We start from the raw sequence: 19,473 nt of genomic DNA on the forward strand, positions 1-19,473 counted from the left end.
GACATCTCCGTTTAATCTTTGATCCAAGTCAGGAAAAGGGGACAGATTGCCCCCTTTGCGTCACAGGCTGGCAATCGCGGGATCAGCCGCGCAGGCGGGCCTGATAGTTATTCTCTTTCCAGTTCGCGCGGGCCAGCCACTGATCCTCGGATTGGCGGTCTGCCAGTTCTCCGTCGATCTCGACCTCGTCAAAGCCGCTGCGGCGCGCCATGGCGTATTGATCGGCAAGCACATGCCCTTTGGCGCGCAGCCGGCCTTTGTAGCCCTTCAGGCGCAATGTGCGGGCGATGGTAAATCCGCGACCATCTGCGAAAGACGGGAAGTCTACCCGAACCAGCCTCGTGCCGCCCAACCGGTCAAACAGTTCGTCCGGGTCTGTCTCCGAGCTCACGTCCAGCGCGACCACGTCATTGGCGGCATCATCCAGAGTGACAAAGCCGTCGGTCCAGTCATCGGGCGAAAAGCCCTCATCCGTTACGATTACGTTCATGTTTTCTCTCCGATGCGCATCATCTTGCCATCGACAAAATGGATGCCGCATTCTTCCTTGTTCTGGTCGCGCCACCGTCCGGCGCGGGGGTCTTCGCCCTCTTTGACAGGCGAGGTGCAGGGCGCACAGCCGATCGAAGGGTATCCTTTGGCCACCAGCGGATGCCGGGGCAGGTTGTTTTCTTCCATATAGGCCCGCACATCCTCGGGCGCCCAATGGGCGAGCGGGTTGACCTTGATCCGGCCTGTTCCGTCCTCGACCTCGAAGAATTCCAGCGCAGCGCGCGTGCCTGCCTGAAACCGCTTGCGTCCGGTTATCCAGCCATCGAACCCCACCAGTGCCCTTTGCAGCGGGAAAGTCTTGCGCAGGTTGCAGCACGCGTCCGTGTCGCGCAGGCGCAATGCGCCGTATGGGTCTTCGCGTTCAACCTCTGCATCCTCGGCCCGGATGATGCGAATGTTGGTAAGCCCCAGACGCTCGCTCACCTCCTGCTGGTATTCCAGCGTTTCGGTGAACAGCATTTGCGTGTCCACGAAAAGAACGGGCGTTGCCTTGTTCACCACCGCCGCCATGTGCAACAGAACGACGGATTCCGCACCAAAGCTCGAGACCAGAGCAAGCTCATCGATCTCATCAATTGCTCCATGCATGACATCATGGGCGCTGTGGTGCCGGAACCGGGCATTCAGGTCTTCGACACGTTCAGTCAGTTCGCGTCTGTCCCGGCCCAGTTCCGTCTGGATCAGGTCAAGCGGCATTTGCGCGGGCCTCGGGGTAGAGGGCGTCTTTGAACGGCGCCATGCCCACCCGGCGATATGTTTCCAGGAATGTCTCCTCTGCGCTTGCACGCTGGTTCAGATATGTGTCGACAATGCGCTCTACGGCAGGAACGATTTCGTCATAGGCAAAGCCCGGACCGGTGCGATCACCAATTGCCGCAGTTTCGGTCGCATCGCCACCCAGAGTGATCTGGTAATTTTCCACGCCTGCGCGGTCCAGACCCAGAATGCCGATATGGCCGACATGGTGATGACCACAGGCGTTGATGCAGCCTGAGATCTTGATCTTCAGGTGGCCGATGTCATGCTCGAGCTTCAGGTCCTCGAACCGCGTTGCAATTTCCTGAGCAACCGGGATCGAACGCGCCGTCGCCAGCGCACAATAATCCATGCCGGGGCAGGCGATGATATCGCTGATCAGACCGATATTGGCGGTTGCCAGCTCGTATTCCTTCAGCTTGGCGTGAATTGCAGGCAAGTCCGATTTGTGGACATGCGGCAGGATCACGTTCTGCTCATGGCTGATGCGCAGCTCGTCATAGGCGAACTCTTCGGCCAGATCGGCCATAACGCGCATCTGCTCGGCAGTTGCATCGCCCGGTGTTGCCCCATGCTTCTTGATCGAGATCGTTACAATCGCGTGGTCCGCATTCTTGTGCGGCGCGATGTTGGTGTCGACCCACGAGCGGAAGACCGGATCGTTGGTATAGGCGCTTTCAAACGACGCAACCGAAGCATGGCGGAAGGCAGGCGGTGCAAAGTGGCCCTTGATCTCTTCCAGCAGGTTCATATCCGCGCCTTTGAACTGCGGGCGGACCTTCAGGAAGCGTTCGTTGACCTTGGCGCGGATAGCGTCGATGCCATGCTCGTGCACGGTGATCTTGATACGTGCCTTGTACTTGTTGTCACGGCGACCAATCTGGTTCCAAACTGAAACGGTGGCTTCCAGATAAGCCAGCAGGTCGTCAAAGGCGACAAACTCGGACAATTCCTTGCCGATCATGGGCGTACGGCCAAGGCCACCGCCAACAATGACGCGCGCGCCAAGAACGCCGTCACGCTCAACCAGTTGCAGGCCGATGTCATGCGCCTTGATCACGGCGCGGTCGTTTTCACTGCCAGTGATGGCGATCTTGAATTTGCGCGGCATGAACTGGAATTCCGGGTGGTCGGTCGACCACTGGCGCAGCAATTCGGCGTAAGGGCGGGGATCAGCGACCTCATCTGCAGCGGCACCGGCAAAGTGGTCGGCGGTCACGTTGCGAATGGTGTTGCCCGAAGTCTGGATGGCGTGCATGCCAACCTCGGCCAGCGCGTCCAGCATATCCGGCACGTCGCTCAGCTTTGGCCAGTTGTACTGGATGTTCTGACGGGTGGTGAAATGGCCATAGCCTTTGTCCCACTTCTCGGCCAGCAGCGCCAGTTGACGCATCTGTGCACTGTTCAGCGTGCCATAGGGAATGGCGACGCGCAGCATGTAGGCGTGCAGCTGCAGATACAGCCCATTCATCAGGCGCAGCGGCTTGAATTCGTCTTCGGTCAACGAGCCGTCGATGCGGCGTTCCACCTGGGCGCGGAACTGCGCGTTACGTTCTGCCAAAAATGCTGTGTCGAACTCGGAGTAGCGATACATGTCTAGCTGTCCTTGTTTGCAGCCCCGAACCTTGGGGCCTTGAAGGGGAGAGAGATGGCCAGAGGTCAGGCCCGGGGCTGCGGGGAAGTTTCCTGTTTGCCGTGGGCATAGTTGGACGGACCAGTCCGGCGGAAATCTTCCCGAAAATGGGTGGGCTCGGGGCCGTTCTTGCCCGCAACGGCATCGGCCAGATAAGTGCCCACGACTTTATTTGCCTGACGCGCCGCATCCAGCAGACGCACCTGTGCATGTGCTTCGTCAGTGATCAGTTCCGCTTGCGACAGATCACGCGTCCAACTGTCATCTTCGGTCTGGTAAATGACGTCACCTATCAGCAAATCATTTGCGGTGACGACTTTGGGGGTAAAAGCGCGGGCCATCAGGCAAGCTCCTTGTTGAATTCGGTTACGGCCTGCGTTGCTTCGCGCGGGGCAAGGCCATAGAATGTCAGGGCTGGTCCGTCCATTTCGGCGGCGGCCAGATCGGCGGGCAGTTGATCCAGTGTGGTGGCCAGAATCCGCTGGTTCGGACGCGAGGCGTTTTCGACCAGTGTGACTGGAGTGGCGCGATCGGCACCGTGCATGATCAGGCGACCCTGGATAAAGCGGGCAGATTTCTTGCCCATATAGATCGCAGCAACCGAACCGGCCCGTGCCAGGGCATTCCAGTCATGATCGGCAAAACCTTTCATGTCATGCCCGGTCAGGAACCGCACCGAGGAATTCCGGCCGCGTTGAGTCAGGCTTTGGCCGATACCAGCCACCGCGGCAGAGGCCGCCGTGATACCGGGAATGATCTGCCACGTGATTCCAGCCGCCTCGACGGCCTCAATCTCTTCATCCAGACGACCAAAGACAGTGGGATCGCCGGACTTCAGGCGGACCACGCGGTTACCTTTCAGGGCATATTCGACCAAAAGAGCGTCGATATCACTTTGCTTCCAGGATGGGCCGAACCCGACTTTGCCGACATCAACCAAAGCGGCGCTTTGACCGGCTATGTCCAGAACGGGTTCACTGATAAGGCGGTCATGCAGCACAACATCAGCCTGCTCAAACGCAGTCAGCGCCTTGAGTGTCAGCAACTCGGGGTCGCCCGGACCTGCGCCGACAAAGTCGACATGCCCTTTGGTGCCTGTTGTGCGAACGTCCTGCATCGGATCATCTCGGGTGTGGTTTGACTTGACCCTCAATATAGGAAATATTCCCACCAAAGCGCCATATGGGCGCTCAAATAAGGACAAACGTTCCATCGAAACAAAATTTTGGAACGAAAGCTTCGATGTGGAAGGAATATTGGAATGTCGGTGCGGATAGATGATACGGATCGGAAAATTCTGGCCGAGCTGCAACGTGATGCAGGGCAGTCACTGGACGAAATAGCGGCTCGGGTCGGCAGTTCAAAGACGCCTGTCTGGAATCGTATTCGTAAGCTCAAGAGTGCGGGAATCATTGGTCAGCAAACGGTTTTGCTGGATGCCGAAGCGCTAGGGTTTGAGGCGACTTTCTTTGTTTTGATCCGCACGTCGGAACACGAGGCTGAGTGGCAGCGCAAGTTCCTTAAGGCATTGCGCGAACATCCCGAAGTGCAGGAGGCGCATCGGCTGGCAGGCGACATTGATTATATTCTCAAGGTTCGGGTCAAGAACGCGCGCGCCTATGATCAATTCTACCAGTCGCTGATTTCGGAGGTACGGGTGCACAATGTGACCGCGCTATTGTCGATGGAAGAAATCAAGTCCACAACGATGCTTCCCCTCAACGCATTGGTTGAAGGGGCATAGAAGGCAGGTACTGCCAGCGCCGGATCGATCCGCGCCTTATACAGGTCAGACCTGAACCATTAACCGTTCCAGACCATGGAAGTGATAGCTGTCTGAATAGGTCGGCGGATCGGCAAGCCGCAGGTTCGGGCAGCTGTTGAACAGAATGGGCAGAGCTATGCGCATTTCCAACCTTGCCAAAGGTGCGCCGACGCAAAAATGGATGCCTCCACCAAAACTTGTGTTGACCTCAATCGAGCGCGTCGGATCAAACCTGTCGGGTTCATCCCAGACCGCAGGGTCGCGGTTTGCAGCGCCAAGCAAAAGTGCGATCTGATCACCGCGTCTGAACGAATGCCCAAACATATCAACGTCTTCATACGCATAGCGTGTGAACATGTGTAGGGGCGGGTCATAGCGCAGGATTTCTTCAATCGTTGCGTCGATCTGGTCCGGGCCTAGAACGTCGGGGCTGGTATGTGTTTGCAACAGGGTTTTCACACCGTTCGCCAGCGAATGCACCGTTGCTTCGTGACCTGCATTCAACAGCAAGATGCATGTTGCGACCAGTTCGTCGATGGACAGCTTTTCGCCTTCCTTCTCGGCGCTGATAAGCCGGGTGATCAAATCGTCACGCGGATCGTTGCGTCGTTGTTTAATGTATCCCAACAGGAAATCCGTGAACTCCTGAGAGGACTTGGCGGCCTTATCCTCGGTCGCCTGTGTCCGGTTGGCCTGATACATCGCGACCATGTCATGCGACCACTGCAACAGGTTGGGCGCCATGTCTTCGGGAACGCCCAACAGTCGGCAGATAGTTACCACCGGGACCTGAGTGCAATAAGCGCTCAGCAGATCGAAAGGTGTATTCGGAAACGCCTCGACAAGACTGTGGCATAGCGATTCTATGGAAGGCTGCAACGCAGATATTTCCCGCGACGTGAAAGCGCGCATAACAAGCGCCCTTAGGCGGGTATGTCGCGGGGGTTCAGCTTCAAGCAGCGAATGGGCTTCGATAGCCAGCCAGGGGGCCAAATGGGCGGGGCCCTGTATCGCGCATTCAGGCGGAACTTCCCGCCCAAACCGGCGGTCGCGAAGAAGTGCCCGCACGGCACGGCAGGACGTCGCAGCAGCCATATCGTAGTCGCGCCAATAGAACAGATCACCAGCAGCGCGGGCCTGATCATAGAAAGGGTAGGGGTTCTGAACGAAACCCGGGTCTGTCGGGGATTGCGAGAATGACTTCATGCGACGCACACTTGCCACGAGCCGCGTTGAATGCAAGACCCTGTCTATGCAGAGAGTTTGGATCATTGTCGGTTTTTTGTCCGCTGTCGGGCTGCTGTCAGGTTTTGTTTGGTCTTATGGCTATCGTCAGGCGCTGTCTCAGCTAAGCGACAAGGCCGAAGCCGACCTTGAACTGGCGGCGGATCGGCTCAGCACCCAGATGCAGGTCTACCAGGAACTGGCGGTTCTGATGGCGACACATCCCGCCTTGCACGCGTTGGATACACCGACACAAATACATGACGCGCAAGCGATGTTGCTGGACGTTGCCGACAAGACAGCGGCCGTCAACATGATGTACCTGGATCGCAGCGGTCGGGTTCTGGTCGCCGCACAGCCAGTGGCACAGCGAGACATGTCCGCACATCCAGCGTTCAGGCGCGCCATGCAGGGTGCGGCTGGCACAGCGCATGAGGTAGCTCCGGACAGTGGCGACCGGATATATTCCTATGCCGCTCCGACTTTTGCCGCCTCCGGGCAAGTCGAAGGTGCAGTGATGGTGGTTGCCGATGTCCAGGATATTGAACAAACTTGGCGGGGCAGTACCGAAGCCGTTTTCTTTGTTGATTCTGACGGCGTCGTCTTCATCTCAAACCGGTCGGACTTGCTGTTCTGGAGCCGCGAGGTTGGCCAGTCCGGGCTGACACCGCCAGAGGGTGCCTCGGTGGATTTTGCCGCGACGCGGGTCGGCCAGCATGAATTGTGGCGGCTGAACTGGGGGCGGTATTTGCCACGCGATGCGTTGCACCTAACGCTTGAATTGCCTGTGATCGATATGACCGCCGAGGTTTTGGTGGACGTGGCCCCGGCCCGGCGACTTGCCGGGTTGCAGGCGGCGGCGGTCGCAGCGATCTGCCTGGCGTTTGGCGCGATGCTGTATCTTGCGATGGAACGGCGACGGACGCTGGCGAATGCCAACACGGTTCTGGAAAGCCGGGTGGCGCAGCGTACCCGTGCTTTGACCCAAGCAAACACCGCATTGCGCCGCGAAGTTGCAGAGCGTCAGGAGGCCGAAGCAGCACTGAAAAAAGCGCAGGCAGAGCTGGTGCAGGCAGGTAAGCTCAGCGCGTTGGGGCAGATGTCGGCGGGGATCAGCCACGAACTCAACCAACCGTTGATGGCAATCCAGCAGTTCGCCGACAATGGTACGGCCTTTCTTGAACGCGGCAAAGGCGACAGGGCCAGCGAAAACCTTGGGCGTATTTCGGAAATGGCCGCCCGCATGGCCCGGATCATCAAGAACCTGCGCGCGTTTGCCCGCAACGAAAGCGAACCGATGGGCCGGGTCGATCTGGTGCAGGTTCTGAAAACTGCCGTCGAATTGACCGAAACCCGATTGCGTGACGATGATGTGACGCTGGAATGGGAACCGGGACAGGCTGCGGTTTATGTTTGGGGGGGTGAAGTCCGCTTGGTGCAGGTCTTTGTTAATCTGATCAATAACGCGGCGGATGCGATGCTGGGGAGACCCAAGCGGTACATTTCGATTGTGATGCACGAAGAAGACCGGTTGCGCGTTTCTGTGCAGGATACCGGACCGGGGATCGAAGACCCCGACCGGGTGTTCGAGCCGTTTTACTCGACCAAAAGCGTAGGTTCCTCTGAAGGTCTGGGGCTTGGTCTTTCTATATCATATGGTCTTGTTCAAAGCTTTGGGGGTGAAATCCGCGGGGCAAACACGGCTGATGGCGCAGTGTTTACCGTCGAGCTGGAGCCCTACGGGAAAGAAGAGGCAGCATGATGCGCAGGGTTCTGTTGGTCGATGATGACGCAGCTGTTCGCGAGGCATTGGCGCAAACCATTGAACTTGCAGATTACGCACCGACAACAGCCGGTTCTTTTGTGGCGGCCAAGGATCATATTCGGCGGGATTTCCCCGGTGTGATTATTTCGGACATTCGAATGCCCGGGCGGGATGGCTTCCACTTGTTGGCGTATGCTCGGGACATCGACCCCGAGCTTCCGGTGATCCTTTTGACCGGAGAAGGTGATATCCCAATGGCCGTAGAAGCCATCGGAAAAGGAGCGTTTGATTTTCTCGAAAAACCCTGCGCTGCGTCTGACCTGATGGACGTTCTTGAACGCGCATTCGCAGCCCGCACCCAAGTGTTGGAACAGCGCGCCTTAAAATCCGAACTTGAAAGGGGGGACCCGGCAGCACGTTTGCTTTTTGGTCTGTCTCCGCAAGCCGAAGCGCTGCGGGACCGCGTGCGGACCGTCGCACCGACAGGGGCCGAAGTTCTTGTTACAGGCCCACCGGGCAGCGGCATATCCAAAGTGGCCGAAGTGGTTCACCTGATGTCACCCGCTGGTCAGGGGCCTTTTGTCAAACGTCCGGCTTCAAGCCTAAGCCCCGATGATCTTGCCCGAAGCTGCGGCGATGCCGTGGGTGGTTCCCTGTTTCTGGACGAAGTGTCCGCCATGCCCCAAGCCACGCAGTTTGCGGCGTTGGAGATCATCGAGCGCGGTCCGGGGGGGCGTATTATTGCAGGAACAACCGCCGACCTATCCGCGTTAAGTTCGGAAGGGCGGTTCAACGCTGATCTGTTTTATCGTTTGGATGTAATGCGGGTGCGTGTTCCTTCACTGGCGGAACGCCCCGACGACATTCCGGTCATCTTTCGCCACTATGTGGCGCAAGCGGCCGAGCAGGCAGGCATCGCAATTCCCGAGATTTCGTCTGAACATCTGGCGGCCTTGATGGCCAGCGATTGGCCGGGCAACGCCCGTTCTCTGATGTCAGCAGCAATGCGGTTTGTTCTTGGAATGCCCGAGGAGGTTACGCAGGCAACGGATCTGGGGTTGAGCGAACAGATGGCGCGGGTTGAACGATCCTTGTTGATTGCAGCTTTGGGCCGCCACAATGGAAAAGCGTCAGATGCGGCCAAGGCGCTGAAGCTGCCGCGCAAGACCTTTTACGACAAGCTGGCGCGCTATCAGATTCGTCCCGAGGATTACCGCAGATAAGCAGGAACCGGAATGGCGCATCTGATTCGGATGAACTGATTCGAAATTTGTGCGGAAATCCGCACAAGCCTCTCTGAGAATGTGCGAGTTTTCGCACGGCTCAGAACTGTGAAGTGCAGAACCCGAACCAGCAAAGATGTAACGCCTTGGTATCAAACAGGTAATCAGACATTTCCTGTAATCGCAGTCAAAAGTTGTGTGCTTTACCCTGAGTCGCTTCACTGCACACCATACGGCGCTTACCCAGCGTCGACTGCAAGTTTCAAAGAACTCTGGGAGGATATCAGATGAAGCTTCTGACAACGGCAGCAACTGCGCTTGCTCTGACGGTAACCGCAACGGCTGGTATGGCTGCATGCGATGAAGGCGAAATCGTCGTTAAGTTCGCGCATGTGACGAACACCGACAAACACCCCAAAGGCATCGCGGCCTCGCTGCTGGAACAGCGGGTCAACGATGAAATGAACGGCACGATGTGTGTTGAGGTCTACCCGAACTCGACTCTCTACAACGATGACAAAGTTCTCGAAGCGATGTTGCAGGGCGACGTGCAGCTGGCCGCGCCCTCGCTGTCGAAATTCGAGAAGTTCACCAAACAGTTCCGCCTGTTTGACCTGCCGTTCATGTTCAAGAATGTCGACGCTGTAGACGCGTTCCAGGCCTCGGCCGAGGGGCAGGCGATGAAAGACAGCATGCAGCGTCGTGGCCTGCAAGGTCTGGCGTTCTGGCACAATGGCATGAAGCAGATGTCGGCCAACAAGGCTTTGGTTGATCCGTCGGATGCAAACGGTCTGAAGTTCCGCGTGCAGTCGTCAGATGTGCTGGTGGCACAGATGGAAGCCATCGGTGGTAGCCCGCAGAAAATGGCATTCTCGGAAGTGTATGGCGCGCTGCAACAGGGCGTTGTGGACGGGCAGGAGAACACTTGGTCGAACATCTACGGCAAGAAGTTCTTTGAGGTGCAGGACGGTATCACCGAAACCAACCACGGCATCATCGACTATCTGGTCGTGACATCGGTGGATTGGCTGGACAGTCTTGATCCGGCGGTGCGGGATCAGTTCCTGACTATTCTGGCCGAAGTTACAGAGACCCGGAACAAAGAAGCCTTTGCTGTGAACGAAGCGGCCAAAGCGTCGATCATCGATGCAGGCGGCGTCATCCGTGAACTGACCCCTGAACAGCGTCAGGCCTGGGTCGACGCGATGAAACCGGTTTGGGACAAATTCGCCGGTGACGTGGGTCAGGACAAGATCGACGCGGCACAGGCCATCAACGCCGGGTTCTGATCCGGTCAAAGACCGCGCGTCCGGGGACTGGGGAGTATTCGACGCGCAGGCCGGGCGGGCTGAAATGGCCCGCCCCATTCTCAACTCTCTCTTCAATAAAATGCGGGGACTGAAAGATGTCTGGTGCGAACTCCGGCCAGGGCGGGCTGATCGACCATATCGAAGAAACCCTGATCGCGTTGCTTTTGGGCCTTATGACGGTCGTTACATTTGCCAACGTGATTGCGCGGTTTGTCTTTAATTCCAATATCCTATGGGCACTTGAGTTGACAGTGTTCACGTTTGGCTGGCTGGTGCTGCTGGGCGCGTCTTACGCAGTCAAAAAACATGCTCATCTGGGCGTGGATGCAATCCTGAACATGCTGGCGCCAGCACCGAGGCGCCTAATGGCGCTGGTCTCGGTTGGATGCTGTCTGGTGTTTTCTCTGCTGATGCTCAAAGGGGCATATGATTATTGGGCCGTCTTTGCAGATCTGCCGCCAACATCGGGCCGCTGGTTCCCTACCGGGTTTGATTTCGGCGCACGCAGCCAGAGTTTCTACGAGGTAGACGACATCCCCATGGTCGCGCCGCTGCGCTTTCTGGAAGACCTGATCAACTATGGCGAGGGGTATGAAAAACTGCCCAAGGTCGTACCTTACCTGGTTCTGCCGGTATCCATGCTGCTGCTCGTGATCCGGTTTACGCAGGTCGCCGTTCAAATTTGGCGTGGTGAGACCGATCGCCTTGTCGCCAGCCACGAAGTCGAGGACGAGATTGAAGAAGTCCGCGCACAACAAGGGGTGCATGACTGATGGACGTTATCCTTCTTTTCTCGATGGTCATCGGCCTGCTGCTGATCGGGGTTCCGATTGCGGTAGCACTTGGCCTCAGCTCGACCCTGTTCCTGCTGATCTATTCCGACAGTTCGCTGGCTTCTGTCGCAGGCACGCTGTTTGAGGCGTTCGAGGGGCATTTCACCCTGTTGGCGATCCCGTTCTTCATTCTGGCCTCGTCCTTTATGACGACAGGTGGTGTAGCGCGTCGGATCATCCGTTTCTCGATTGCATGCGTGGGGCATCTGCCCGGCGGTCTGGCGATTGCGGGCGTGTTTGCCTGTATGCTGTTTGCCGCGCTGTCAGGATCGTCCCCGGCCACGGTTGTGGCGATCGGATCGATTGTCATCGCAGGTATGCGCCAGGTTGGGTATTCCAAAGAGTTTGCCGCTGGTGTGATCTGTAACGCGGGTACGCTGGGCATCCTGATCCCTCCGTCCATCGTGATGGTTGTGTATGCTGCCGCCGTCGAAGTTTCGGTTGGGCGTATGTTCCTGGCTGGCGTTATTCCCGGTCTGATGGCTGGCTTCATGCTGATGATCACCATCTATGTCATGGCAAAGGTCAAGAACCTGCCCAAGGGTGAATGGAAGGGGTGGGGTGAGGTCTTTACCTCGGCCCGCGAGGCCGGTTGGGGCCTGTTCCTGATCGTTATCATTCTGGGTGGCATTTATGGGGGTATCTTTACCCCGACCGAGGCCGCCGCTGTTGCTGCCGTCTATGCCTTCTTCATCGCCAGTTTCGTCTACAAGGACATGGGGCCGCTGAGTACGGAAGGGGACGCAGAGAACCTGCCGCTGCTGAAAAAGCCCTACGCTTTGGTCACGGCGTTCTTTCATCCCGACACCAAGCATACTCTGTTCGAGGCAGGAAAGCTGACGGTGACGCTGTTGTTCGTGATCGCCAACGCGCTGATCCTTAAGCATGTTCTAACGGACGAACAGGTGCCGCAGCACATTGCTAGCGCCATGCTTTCAGCGGGTCTTGGACCGGTAACCTTCCTGATCGTGGTCAACGTAATCCTGCTGATCGGTGGTCAGTTCATGGAGCCGTCGGGCTTGCTGGTGATCGTCGCACCGCTGGTGTTCCCGATTGCCATCGAGTTGGGTATTGATCCGATCCATCTGGGCATCATCATGGTTGTGAATATGGAGATCGGGATGATCACACCTCCGGTCGGTTTGAACCTGTTCGTAACGTCGGGTGTTGCGGGTATGCCGATGATGAGCGTTGTGAAGGCGGCGCTGCCGTTCCTCGCTGTTCTCTTCGTCTTCCTGATTATGGTGACGTATATTCCGTGGATCTCGACATTCCTGCCCAACACCTTCATGGGCCCGGAAATCATAACCAATTAGGTGGTTTGACGATGCACGTAGCCGGGCGGTTTCGACTGCCCGGCTTTTTCGTATCTTGAACCCCGGCATCAAGTGCTTAACTAGGGTTCAGAGGACGACCTCCCCATAATGGGACATCTTTCGGGACGACCCGAACGAATACGAGGTTGTCATATGCCCTGGATCTTTCTTCTTTTTGCTGGCCTGTTGGAAATCGTCTGGGCTGTAGCGATGAAGCAATCGGCTGGTTTCACCCGATTGTGGCCTACGGCCTTGATGGCTCTTTCGATGATCGGCTCTTTCGGCCTGTTGGCGCTGGCGATGCGCGACCTGCCATTAGGCACGGCTTACACCATCTGGACGGGTATTGGGGCAGTGGGGGCGTTCTGTGTCGGTATCCTGTTTCTGGGCGAAGCCCTAAGCCCTGCGCGGATTCTCGCGGCCCTTCTGATCGTGTCGGGTCTTATCCTGATGAAGCTGGCATGAGCCCTTTATTGACCAAGCTATTGCGCTTGGGCAGGGTTCAGGAAACACGGGAAATGGAGACCGGAATGCTGACCGAGACCGACAAGCGCCTGCTACGCGTTGCTTATGACGAGGCCAAAGCCGGGTTTGACGAAGGTGGATGCCCGATCGGGTCAGTTCTGGCGCGGGGTGGCGATATTGTTTCACAAGGGCGTAATCAACGTGTGCAGGGCGGGGATCCGATCGCACATGGCGAAATGGATGCCTTGCGTAAAGCGGGACGTCAGAAAACCTATCGGGATACGGTTCTTTACACGTCGTTGTCACCTTGCATGATGTGCTCGGGCACTATCGTTCAGTTTGGTATCCCGCGTGTGGTGATCGGCGATACCCAGAACTTTGGTGGCAACGAAGACTTCCTGCGCGAACGCGGTGTCGAGGTGGTGATAGTCAACGATCCTGACTGCATCGCACTGATGCAGCGGTTCATCGAAGAAAAGCCAGAGCTTTGGGCCGAAGATATTGCCGAGTAAAGGCGAATCCTAGACGCTCTCCAGCGCCTGAATAATGCCCGTGAAATCCCCGGCCTTCAGGCTGGCGCCACCCACAAGCGCACCATCGACATTTGAAACCGCAAAGATCTCCGCCGCGTTGGAGGGTTTGACCGACCCACCATACAGAAGACGGACAGAGCGGCCCACACCTTCGCCAAAGCGGCGCTCTAGCCGGGCGCGGATGAAGTCGTGAACTTCCCCAATCTCATCAAGCGTCGGAACCTTGCCGGTGCCGATGGCCCAGATCGGCTCATATGCAATGATCAGGTTCTCGCCGGTTGCCTGATCCGGGATCGACCCCGACATCTGACCGCCGATTATGTCGAGCGTATTGGCCGCCTCGCGTTGCTCCAGACTTTCGCCTACGCAAATGATCGCTTTTAACCCCGCGTCCATCGCTGCACGGGCCTTGGCGCGTATATCCTCGTCATGCTCTTCATGGTCTACGCGACGTTCGGAATGACCCAGGATGACTGACGTCGCGCCCGCGTCCAGCAGCATCCCGGCGCTGATATCGCCTGTATGCGCGCCCGCGCTTGCCGCGTGGCAATCCTGCCCGCCGACGGTAACCGCTGACCCGCGTACGGTGTCCGCTGCGCGGCTGAGCAATGTTGCCGGAGGGCAGATCAGGATATCGACCGAAGCGTCTGGGTAGGACTTGCACAGTGCTTCAAGCTCGCTCAGCGCAGCACCGGTTCCGTTCATTTTCCAGTTTCCTGCCGCAAGCCTGCGCCGCATACCCGTATCTCCCTGATCATTCGATGATTTAGGATGCGGATAGCATTGTCGACGCGATCTTACAATTCCACGGATCGGGTGAGTTCAAGCGCTATGATCGACAATACTGCGTTCTGTCTGGCCCGTGTCACGGGATTATCCGGCGCAAACTAGGATTGCTGCGTGATGCTTTCATCGAATTTGATGGATTCACCGCAACCGCAGGCGTCGACGACATTCGGATTCCTGAACTTGAATCCTGATTCCAGCAACGACACCTCGTAATCGATTTCAGTGCCGAACAGGAACATCTGCGCCATTGGCGCGATCATGACGCGTGCTCCATCCTGTTCGACAACTTCATCATGCGGATCAGCCTGATCGACATATTCCATGGTGTATTCCATGCCCGCACAGCCGCCTTTCTTGACGCCAATGCGCAAGCCAGCGTGGCCACCCGAGTTCATCAGGCGGGTGATTTGTTCTGCGGCTTTAGGCGTCATGGTCACAGCCTGCTTGCCGGGAATGCCGAACATGTAAGTCTCCGTTGTCGCGCGTTGCGTTTAATTTAGGGCTCAGGGGGCCAAGGCTCAAGACGGTGTGTTATAAAGAGTTTTATCCGGATGAAACAACCCGGCATTCAGAATGGGTTCGCTGAAAACATTCGACCGTAAGGTCGTGGAACTGAATAGGTTCAAGTTAGTCGGCCGTTTACTCGGTTTGCTTTGGTATACCGTCGGAAAGGATAATATTGTGAAAAGCTTACAGGCGATTTTTAATTCGATCTTGACGGGCGCGGTACTTGCTGTTGCAGTTCTTCTGTTTGTCCCGGATGGTGCGGTGGCCACCAATGATGGAGAGAGGCATCCGGTAAACTGCGCGACCGCCGAGGGCGATCTGCGCGCCATCGCGGCCGAGAGGAAACACGCGCAGGACCAACAGTTGGAAAGCGTTGCCGCCATAACCCCCGCCGGAGCACTTTTGGGGCTGGTGACGGGAACCGAGCACAAACGGCTGCAAATGCTATCGGGGGACTACATCAATCAACTGGATGCCAGATCTGCGGAAATCAAAAAGACCTGCAACTTGAACTGATTACCCGACGATTGGTGATCTGGATAAGAAAAGGACCGTTCTCGGGCAAGAACGGTCCGTGTTTCGGGGCCGGAACTCGGGGGGCGGTCAAATCATGTCTGGCCCGAGGCGACACTGATTGGTGCCGTCCACAGGTCTTTTCCTGCATCATTGTGACAGGGACAGCACGAGCAGGTAACAAAAACGCCAATGTTTTGTGACAAATAGCCGGGAAACTGTGGCAGGTGCCTACATAAATCCCAGTTCCAGACGTGCTTCGTCTGACATCATCTCCATACCCCAGGGCGGCTCCCAGGTCAGTTCCACGTCAACCTCTTTGATGCCTGCAACAGGCTCGATCGCTTCCATGATCCATCCGGGCATGTCGCCGGCAACAGGGCAACCGGGTGCTGTCAGTGTCATGATCACCTTCACGGCGTTGTCCGAGGAAATGTCGATCGTGTAGATCAGGCCGAGGTCATAGATGTTCACCGGGATTTCCGGATCGTAGACCGTGCGACACGCCTCGACCACGGGCTCGTACAGGGGGTGCTCAATGGTTGACGGCGCAATCAGCGGTGTGCCTTCAAACTGTTCGCTCGGGTGAGTCATCTTTGCCTCGGGTCAGTTGCCTGAGCGATTATATAGGGAATAGGAGCAACAGGGTCCAGTAGGGCGGCGGCGCCGATTGGGGCGCCGCGGCAATTTAGTCGTTGATGTCGTGGTTGAAAGTTTTGACCTGACCGTTCGGCAACGCAAACAGTTTCCGCAAAACAAGCCACGCAATCAGTGACATCACTGCAAAGATCAGCGCCAATACATTCAAAGACAGAGCCATTCCGGATACGGCAAGGATAAGGCCCGTGACTGCGGCTCCGATTGCAAAGCCCAGAAAGATGAAACCGGGCAGGAAAATCTCAAGGATACCCAGCGCCAATGCGGCGGCCAGCCAGATCCACCAGGTCAACCAGAAGGGGTCAGCCATCACTTTCCTCCTTTTAACATTTTGAACGCGTCACCAAAGGCTTCCAGTGCGTTGGCAGGCACAACAATGGTTTGCTTGCCAGTACCGTTTCCAAGCGCGTTCAGGGCTTCAACCTGTTTCAAGGCAACCTGATACTGAGCAGCTTCGATGCCGTTATCCTGAATGGCCTTGGCGACCACACCTGTGGCATAAGCTTCGGCTTCGGCCTGAATGCGCCGCGCCTTGGCGGTTTGTTCCGCCGCATAAAGCTCGGCGTCGGCATGCAGCTCGACTGCGCGCTTCTTGCCCTCGGCTTCTGTCACCTGTGCGCGGCGGGCTCGTTCGGCGTTCAGCTGTTGCAGCATGGCGTCACGGGTGGCCTGATCCAGATTTACGTCCAGAATCTCGGCGCGGGTGACTTCGATACCCCAGTCATCGACAGCTGTTTCAACGCTTTCCTGAATACGCGTGATCAGTTGGGACCGGTTCGACTGAACCTCATCCAGATCCATCTTACCAATCTCGGCGCGAACGATCCCGGCGACAGTGGTGGCAATCGCGCCATCTACGTCACGAATTCGGTAGACCGTCTTTTCAGGTTCGAGAATACGGTAGAAGACCGATGTATCGATCTGCACCAGAACGTTGTCCTTGGTGATTGCGTCCTGCGTCGCGTTTGGCAGCTGGCGTTCCAGGATCGAGATCTTGTGACGCGCAATGTCCAGTAGCGGAACAATAAAGTTGATGCCGGGGCCAAGCACGGAATGCAGGCGCCCAAACCGTTCAACTACGTATTTTTCGGACTGAGGCACAATCTTGATGCCTTTGAAAATGATAACAATTACCAGCACCGCAGCCAGCAGGTAAATGATGTTTGACGAAAGCAATCCGATGATTTGGTCTTCGGTCATACTGTCCTCTTGTTTTTGTGTACTATAGTATACATGTGGCGATTGAGTCGCCCGATTTCAACTCTGGTATGAGTGGAAAGCAGCCCCATGCAAATGCTCCAATAGTAAAACGCTGTATCGAAAAATAGTGCTGTGACCGCTTTGCATCCCTAATTGTTTGCGGTATCGGGCTTGGATGAAACTGATAATCGATACAGATCCTGGCATCGATGATGCCATGGCAATCGCCTATGCCGCCGCAGCGCCCGAGATCGAGCTGATCGGCCTGACCACCGTGTTCGGAAACACGCATGTTCACCAATCCAGCCGCAATGCCCGGTTCCTGCTTGATAAGCTGGGTCTGGATCTGCCTGTCGCGGAAGGGGCTGCGGTTGCCTTGGGTGCCGATACGCATTCGCCCTCCGAACATGTGCATGGTCCCGAAGGATTCGGTGACCTGACTGAAATTCCCGAAATTGGAAGCAACCACGCCCTGCCGGCTGCTGAATTTCTGGTTGATATGGCGCGAACCCACAAGAAAGAGCTGGTGGTGTGCGCCGTGGGCCCCCTGACCAACATCGCCAACGCCATTCGTCTGGATCCGGAATTCGCCGACAATCTGGGGCGTTTGGTGATTATGGGCGGGGCGGTGTACTGCCCTGGTAATATTACAGTACATGCCGAGGCCAACATCTATCATGATGCGATTGCCGCTGAAGAGGTCTTTGCCACACCGCCGGAAACCGTACTGGTCGGCTTGGATGTCACGCTGAAAACGCTCTACGAGACTGCAGATTTCGAAAGCCTGGCAATGCGATCACCTGACATGGGATCCTTTCTGCGCGATATCTCACGCTTTTACCTGAAGTTCTACAAGGACGTCGGTGGTCTGGAAGGCTGCGGCCTGCACGATTCGACCGCTGTGATTGCTTGTTCTCACGGTGCCATGTTCGACATGGTTGAAACAGGTCTTCGGGTTGTCACCGAAGGCGACCAGAAGGGGGCGACGCAACCTGACCCGGAACGTCCCGCAGTTCGGGTCTGCCGCGACGTGGATGGGGCAGGGGTTGTTCAACTGTTTACAGACCGTGTTGCCTCGCTACCCTGACGGGTTGCAAAGACCGACCGGATCGGGCAAAGCCTGCCCGGTTCGGCGACCCGAGGCGATGACATGACCCAACAGTTTTCTTTTGATCTGAAAGCCACAGACGGCAAAGCCCGAACCGGTGTGATCAGCACACCGCGCGGCGACGTGCGAACGCCTGCCTTTATGCCGGTTGGCACTGCGGCAACGGTCAAGGCGATGATGCCGGAAAGCGTTCGCGCGACGGGGGCAGACATCCTGCTGGGGAACACCTATCACCTGATGCTGCGCCCGACCGCTGAGCGTATTGATCGACTGGGTGGACTGCACAAATTCATGAACTGGGAACGGCCCATTCTGACAGATTCCGGCGGATTTCAGGTCATGTCGCTGGCCGGTTTGCGCAAGCTGACTGAAAAGGGCGTGACCTTCAAATCCCATATTGACGGGTCAAAGCACGAATTGACGCCGGAACGGTCGATGGAGATCCAGCGCCTGTTGGGCTCGGACATTGTCATGTGTTTCGATGAATGCCCTGCGCTGCCAGCGGATCGTGACCGCATTGCCGAGTCGATGCGCCTGTCGATGCGTTGGGCCGAACGGTCGCGCGATGCGTTTGGCGATCGTCCGGGGCATGCGCTGTTTGGCATCATGCAGGGTGGGCTGGAAAAAGACCTGCGCGAAGAAAGCGCCGAGGCGCTGAAATCTGTCGGTTTCGAAGGCTACGCAGTTGGTGGCCTGGCCGTCGGCGAAGGGCAGGAGGCCATGTTCTCTTGCCTCGATTATGCCCCCGATTTCCTGCCATCGGACAAGCCGCGCTATCTGATGGGCGTTGGCAAACCCGACGATATCGTCGGTGCTGTTGCCCGCGGGATCGACATGATGGATTGCGTGTTGCCCTCGCGGTCCGGGCGTACAGGGCAGGTTTTCACCCGCTACGGTGTGGTGAACATCAAGAATGCCCGTCACGCAGACGATCCGCGGCCGCTGGACGAGCAGTGCACTTGCCCAGCCTGTTCGAATTATTCCCGCGCTTACCTGCACCACGTGTTCCGTGCGAATGAGATGATTTCCGGCATGTTGCTGACATGGCATAACCTGCATTATTTTCAGGAGATCATGGCCGGCATGCGCGACGCGATTGCCGCGGGTGCGTTCGAAGTCTGGCAAGCCGATTTCCACGCGCAGCGCGCGCAGGGGGATATCGAACCGCTGTGATGTTTTGCCGCCTCCAAGGCGAAAACCGCGAGTTCTGCGCAGCCGGGCTGTTTTCTGACGATTGATCGCGCAAGACCGGGGCGTATTCTACTATTTTGGTGGATATGTTCCCGGCACGCCTTGCAGTCCGCCAAACCTCGGTTCATTCTGA

21 protein-coding genes and 1 pseudogene are annotated in these 19,473 nt (G+C 57.0%); 11 read left to right on the forward strand and 11 right to left on the reverse strand.

Going from position 1 to position 19,473, the window contains the following annotated elements; all coding sequences use genetic code 11:
• Nucleotides 1–82: 82 nt before the first annotated feature.
• From ACR3E2_RS03990 to cobA, 5 genes and pseudogenes are all read right to left on the reverse strand, one after another.
• Nucleotides 83–490 carry a DUF934 domain-containing protein gene (locus ACR3E2_RS03990; protein ID WP_480481144.1) on the reverse strand — a complete coding sequence of 136 codons (408 nt, stop codon included), beginning with the start codon at nucleotides 488–490 and terminating at the stop codon, nucleotides 83–85.
• Entirely contained in the window at nucleotides 487–1,248 is a 762-nt protein-coding gene (locus ACR3E2_RS03995) for a phosphoadenylyl-sulfate reductase (protein ID WP_267365586.1), read from the reverse strand. The genes ACR3E2_RS03990 and ACR3E2_RS03995 overlap by 4 nt, the downstream gene beginning before the upstream one ends.
• Nucleotides 1,238–2,902 (reverse strand): nitrite/sulfite reductase, encoded by a 1,665-nt coding sequence (locus tag ACR3E2_RS04000; RefSeq protein ID WP_480481141.1) that lies wholly within the window; start codon nucleotides 2,900–2,902, stop codon nucleotides 1,238–1,240. Before ACR3E2_RS04000 ends, ACR3E2_RS03995 begins: the two co-directional genes overlap by 11 nt.
• A gap of 65 nt (nucleotides 2,903–2,967) precedes the next feature.
• Entirely contained in the window at nucleotides 2,968–3,282 is a 315-nt protein-coding gene (locus tag ACR3E2_RS04005) for a DUF2849 domain-containing protein (RefSeq protein WP_480481139.1), read from the reverse strand.
• Nucleotides 3,282–4,028: pseudogene (gene cobA / locus ACR3E2_RS04010) on the reverse strand (uroporphyrinogen-III C-methyltransferase); the annotation flags it as partial. The pseudogene cobA and the gene ACR3E2_RS04005, both read right to left, overlap by 1 nt.
• A gap of 174 nt (nucleotides 4,029–4,202) precedes the next feature.
• On the opposite strand from cobA, the gene ACR3E2_RS04015 reads away from it, so the two are divergent.
• Complete coding sequence (locus ACR3E2_RS04015) at nucleotides 4,203–4,685, forward strand: Lrp/AsnC family transcriptional regulator (protein WP_267365581.1); 483 nt, start codon at nucleotides 4,203–4,205, stop codon at nucleotides 4,683–4,685.
• A gap of 45 nt (nucleotides 4,686–4,730) precedes the next feature.
• On the opposite strand, the gene ACR3E2_RS04020 is transcribed toward ACR3E2_RS04015, so the two are convergent.
• Complete coding sequence (locus tag ACR3E2_RS04020; RefSeq protein ID WP_480481137.1) at nucleotides 4,731–5,912, reverse strand: cytochrome P450; 1,182 nt, start codon at nucleotides 5,910–5,912, stop codon at nucleotides 4,731–4,733.
• Nucleotides 5,913–5,958: 46 nt separating this feature from the next.
• Here ACR3E2_RS04020 and ACR3E2_RS04025 point away from each other — a divergent pair, with 46 nt between their 5' ends.
• From ACR3E2_RS04025 to ACR3E2_RS04055, 7 genes are all read left to right on the forward strand, one after another.
• The gene (locus ACR3E2_RS04025) at nucleotides 5,959–7,692 is read left to right on the forward strand and encodes a sensor histidine kinase (protein ID WP_480481135.1); all 1,734 of its coding nucleotides are present in this window, start codon (nucleotides 5,959–5,961) and stop codon (nucleotides 7,690–7,692) included.
• Nucleotides 7,689–8,918: a sigma-54-dependent transcriptional regulator gene (locus tag ACR3E2_RS04030; protein ID WP_480481133.1), complete on the forward strand. Its 1,230-nt coding sequence runs from the start codon at nucleotides 7,689–7,691 to the stop codon at nucleotides 8,916–8,918. The genes ACR3E2_RS04025 and ACR3E2_RS04030 overlap by 4 nt, the downstream gene beginning before the upstream one ends.
• Before the next feature lie 287 nt (nucleotides 8,919–9,205).
• Nucleotides 9,206–10,207 (forward strand): DctP family TRAP transporter solute-binding subunit, encoded by a 1,002-nt coding sequence (locus ACR3E2_RS04035; protein ID WP_209504066.1) that lies wholly within the window; start codon nucleotides 9,206–9,208, stop codon nucleotides 10,205–10,207.
• Between the two features lie 116 nt (nucleotides 10,208–10,323).
• Complete coding sequence (locus tag ACR3E2_RS04040; RefSeq protein WP_209504065.1) at nucleotides 10,324–11,001, forward strand: TRAP transporter small permease; 678 nt, start codon at nucleotides 10,324–10,326, stop codon at nucleotides 10,999–11,001.
• The gene (locus tag ACR3E2_RS04045; RefSeq protein ID WP_480481131.1) at nucleotides 11,001–12,377 is read left to right on the forward strand and encodes a TRAP transporter large permease; all 1,377 of its coding nucleotides are present in this window, start codon (nucleotides 11,001–11,003) and stop codon (nucleotides 12,375–12,377) included. Before ACR3E2_RS04040 ends, ACR3E2_RS04045 begins: the two co-directional genes overlap by 1 nt.
• A gap of 153 nt (nucleotides 12,378–12,530) precedes the next feature.
• Complete coding sequence (locus tag ACR3E2_RS04050) at nucleotides 12,531–12,842, forward strand: DMT family transporter (protein ID WP_480481130.1); 312 nt, start codon at nucleotides 12,531–12,533, stop codon at nucleotides 12,840–12,842.
• Nucleotides 12,839–13,354: a nucleoside deaminase gene (locus ACR3E2_RS04055; RefSeq protein ID WP_480481129.1), complete on the forward strand. Its 516-nt coding sequence runs from the start codon at nucleotides 12,839–12,841 to the stop codon at nucleotides 13,352–13,354. Before ACR3E2_RS04050 ends, ACR3E2_RS04055 begins: the two co-directional genes overlap by 4 nt.
• 9 nt (nucleotides 13,355–13,363) lie before the next feature.
• Here the strand turns inward: ACR3E2_RS04055 and tpiA are convergent, their stop codons facing one another.
• Together tpiA and ACR3E2_RS04065 are read right to left on the reverse strand one after the other, a co-directional pair.
• Entirely contained in the window at nucleotides 13,364–14,113 is a 750-nt protein-coding gene (gene tpiA, locus ACR3E2_RS04060) for a triose-phosphate isomerase (RefSeq protein ID WP_480481128.1), read from the reverse strand.
• Between the two features lie 149 nt (nucleotides 14,114–14,262).
• Entirely contained in the window at nucleotides 14,263–14,628 is a 366-nt protein-coding gene (locus ACR3E2_RS04065; RefSeq protein ID WP_480481127.1) for a HesB/IscA family protein, read from the reverse strand.
• A gap of 109 nt (nucleotides 14,629–14,737) precedes the next feature.
• On the opposite strand from ACR3E2_RS04065, the gene ACR3E2_RS04070 reads away from it, so the two are divergent.
• Nucleotides 14,738–15,187: a hypothetical protein gene (locus ACR3E2_RS04070; RefSeq protein ID WP_480481126.1), complete on the forward strand. Its 450-nt coding sequence runs from the start codon at nucleotides 14,738–14,740 to the stop codon at nucleotides 15,185–15,187.
• A 228-nt stretch (nucleotides 15,188–15,415) separates the two neighbouring features.
• Here the strand turns inward: ACR3E2_RS04070 and ACR3E2_RS04075 are convergent, their stop codons facing one another.
• The 3 genes from ACR3E2_RS04075 to ACR3E2_RS04085 form a co-directional block, all read right to left on the reverse strand.
• Nucleotides 15,416–15,778 carry an SUF system Fe-S cluster assembly protein gene (locus ACR3E2_RS04075; protein ID WP_480481125.1) on the reverse strand — a complete coding sequence of 121 codons (363 nt, stop codon included), beginning with the start codon at nucleotides 15,776–15,778 and terminating at the stop codon, nucleotides 15,416–15,418.
• Between the two features lie 94 nt (nucleotides 15,779–15,872).
• Nucleotides 15,873–16,151: an NfeD family protein gene (locus tag ACR3E2_RS04080; protein ID WP_480481124.1), complete on the reverse strand. Its 279-nt coding sequence runs from the start codon at nucleotides 16,149–16,151 to the stop codon at nucleotides 15,873–15,875.
• Nucleotides 16,151–17,041, reverse strand: coding sequence for an SPFH domain-containing protein (locus ACR3E2_RS04085; protein WP_480472533.1), 891 nt, complete (start codon nucleotides 17,039–17,041; stop codon nucleotides 16,151–16,153). The genes ACR3E2_RS04080 and ACR3E2_RS04085 overlap by 1 nt, the downstream gene beginning before the upstream one ends.
• Nucleotides 17,042–17,216: 175 nt before the next feature.
• Between ACR3E2_RS04085 and ACR3E2_RS04090 the strand changes: the two genes are divergently transcribed.
• Both ACR3E2_RS04090 and tgt read left to right on the forward strand, forming a co-directional pair.
• Nucleotides 17,217–18,128, forward strand: a complete 912-nt coding sequence (locus tag ACR3E2_RS04090) for a nucleoside hydrolase (protein WP_480481123.1) — start codon at nucleotides 17,217–17,219, stop codon at nucleotides 18,126–18,128.
• 63 nt (nucleotides 18,129–18,191) lie between these two features.
• On the forward strand, nucleotides 18,192–19,322 hold the full coding sequence (gene tgt, locus ACR3E2_RS04095; protein WP_480481122.1) for a tRNA guanosine(34) transglycosylase Tgt: 1,131 nt from the start codon (nucleotides 18,192–18,194) through the stop codon (nucleotides 19,320–19,322).
• Nucleotides 19,323–19,473 lie beyond the last annotated feature (151 nt).

The organism is Ruegeria sp. AL7 (assembly GCF_056536105.1).

Coding starts and splice junctions, on each gene's coding strand:
- ACR3E2_RS03990 (WP_480481144.1), bottom strand. CDS start 490: ATGAACGTAATCGTAACGGATGAGGGCTTTTCGCCCGATGACTGGACC.
- ACR3E2_RS03995 (WP_267365586.1), bottom strand. CDS start 1,248: ATGCCGCTTGACCTGATCCAGACGGAACTGGGCCGGGACAGACGCGAA.
- ACR3E2_RS04000 (WP_480481141.1), bottom strand. CDS start 2,902: ATGTATCGCTACTCCGAGTTCGACACAGCATTTTTGGCAGAACGTAAC.
- ACR3E2_RS04005 (WP_480481139.1), bottom strand. CDS start 3,282: ATGGCCCGCGCTTTTACCCCCAAAGTCGTCACCGCAAATGATTTGCTG.
- ACR3E2_RS04015 (WP_267365581.1), top strand. CDS start 4,203: ATGTCGGTGCGGATAGATGATACGGATCGGAAAATTCTGGCCGAGCTG.
- ACR3E2_RS04020 (WP_480481137.1), bottom strand. CDS start 5,912: ATGAAGTCATTCTCGCAATCCCCGACAGACCCGGGTTTCGTTCAGAAC.
- ACR3E2_RS04025 (WP_480481135.1), top strand. CDS start 5,959: ATGCAGAGAGTTTGGATCATTGTCGGTTTTTTGTCCGCTGTCGGGCTG.
- ACR3E2_RS04030 (WP_480481133.1), top strand. CDS start 7,689: ATGATGCGCAGGGTTCTGTTGGTCGATGATGACGCAGCTGTTCGCGAG.
- ACR3E2_RS04035 (WP_209504066.1), top strand. CDS start 9,206: ATGAAGCTTCTGACAACGGCAGCAACTGCGCTTGCTCTGACGGTAACC.
- ACR3E2_RS04040 (WP_209504065.1), top strand. CDS start 10,324: ATGTCTGGTGCGAACTCCGGCCAGGGCGGGCTGATCGACCATATCGAA.
- ACR3E2_RS04045 (WP_480481131.1), top strand. CDS start 11,001: ATGGACGTTATCCTTCTTTTCTCGATGGTCATCGGCCTGCTGCTGATC.
- ACR3E2_RS04050 (WP_480481130.1), top strand. CDS start 12,531: ATGCCCTGGATCTTTCTTCTTTTTGCTGGCCTGTTGGAAATCGTCTGG.
- ACR3E2_RS04055 (WP_480481129.1), top strand. CDS start 12,839: ATGAGCCCTTTATTGACCAAGCTATTGCGCTTGGGCAGGGTTCAGGAA.
- tpiA (WP_480481128.1), bottom strand. CDS start 14,113: ATGCGGCGCAGGCTTGCGGCAGGAAACTGGAAAATGAACGGAACCGGT.
- ACR3E2_RS04065 (WP_480481127.1), bottom strand. CDS start 14,628: ATGTTCGGCATTCCCGGCAAGCAGGCTGTGACCATGACGCCTAAAGCC.
- ACR3E2_RS04070 (WP_480481126.1), top strand. CDS start 14,738: ATGGGTTCGCTGAAAACATTCGACCGTAAGGTCGTGGAACTGAATAGG.
- ACR3E2_RS04075 (WP_480481125.1), bottom strand. CDS start 15,778: ATGACTCACCCGAGCGAACAGTTTGAAGGCACACCGCTGATTGCGCCG.
- ACR3E2_RS04080 (WP_480481124.1), bottom strand. CDS start 16,151: ATGGCTGACCCCTTCTGGTTGACCTGGTGGATCTGGCTGGCCGCCGCA.
- ACR3E2_RS04085 (WP_480472533.1), bottom strand. CDS start 17,041: ATGACCGAAGACCAAATCATCGGATTGCTTTCGTCAAACATCATTTAC.
- ACR3E2_RS04090 (WP_480481123.1), top strand. CDS start 17,217: ATGAAACTGATAATCGATACAGATCCTGGCATCGATGATGCCATGGCA.
- tgt (WP_480481122.1), top strand. CDS start 18,192: ATGACCCAACAGTTTTCTTTTGATCTGAAAGCCACAGACGGCAAAGCC.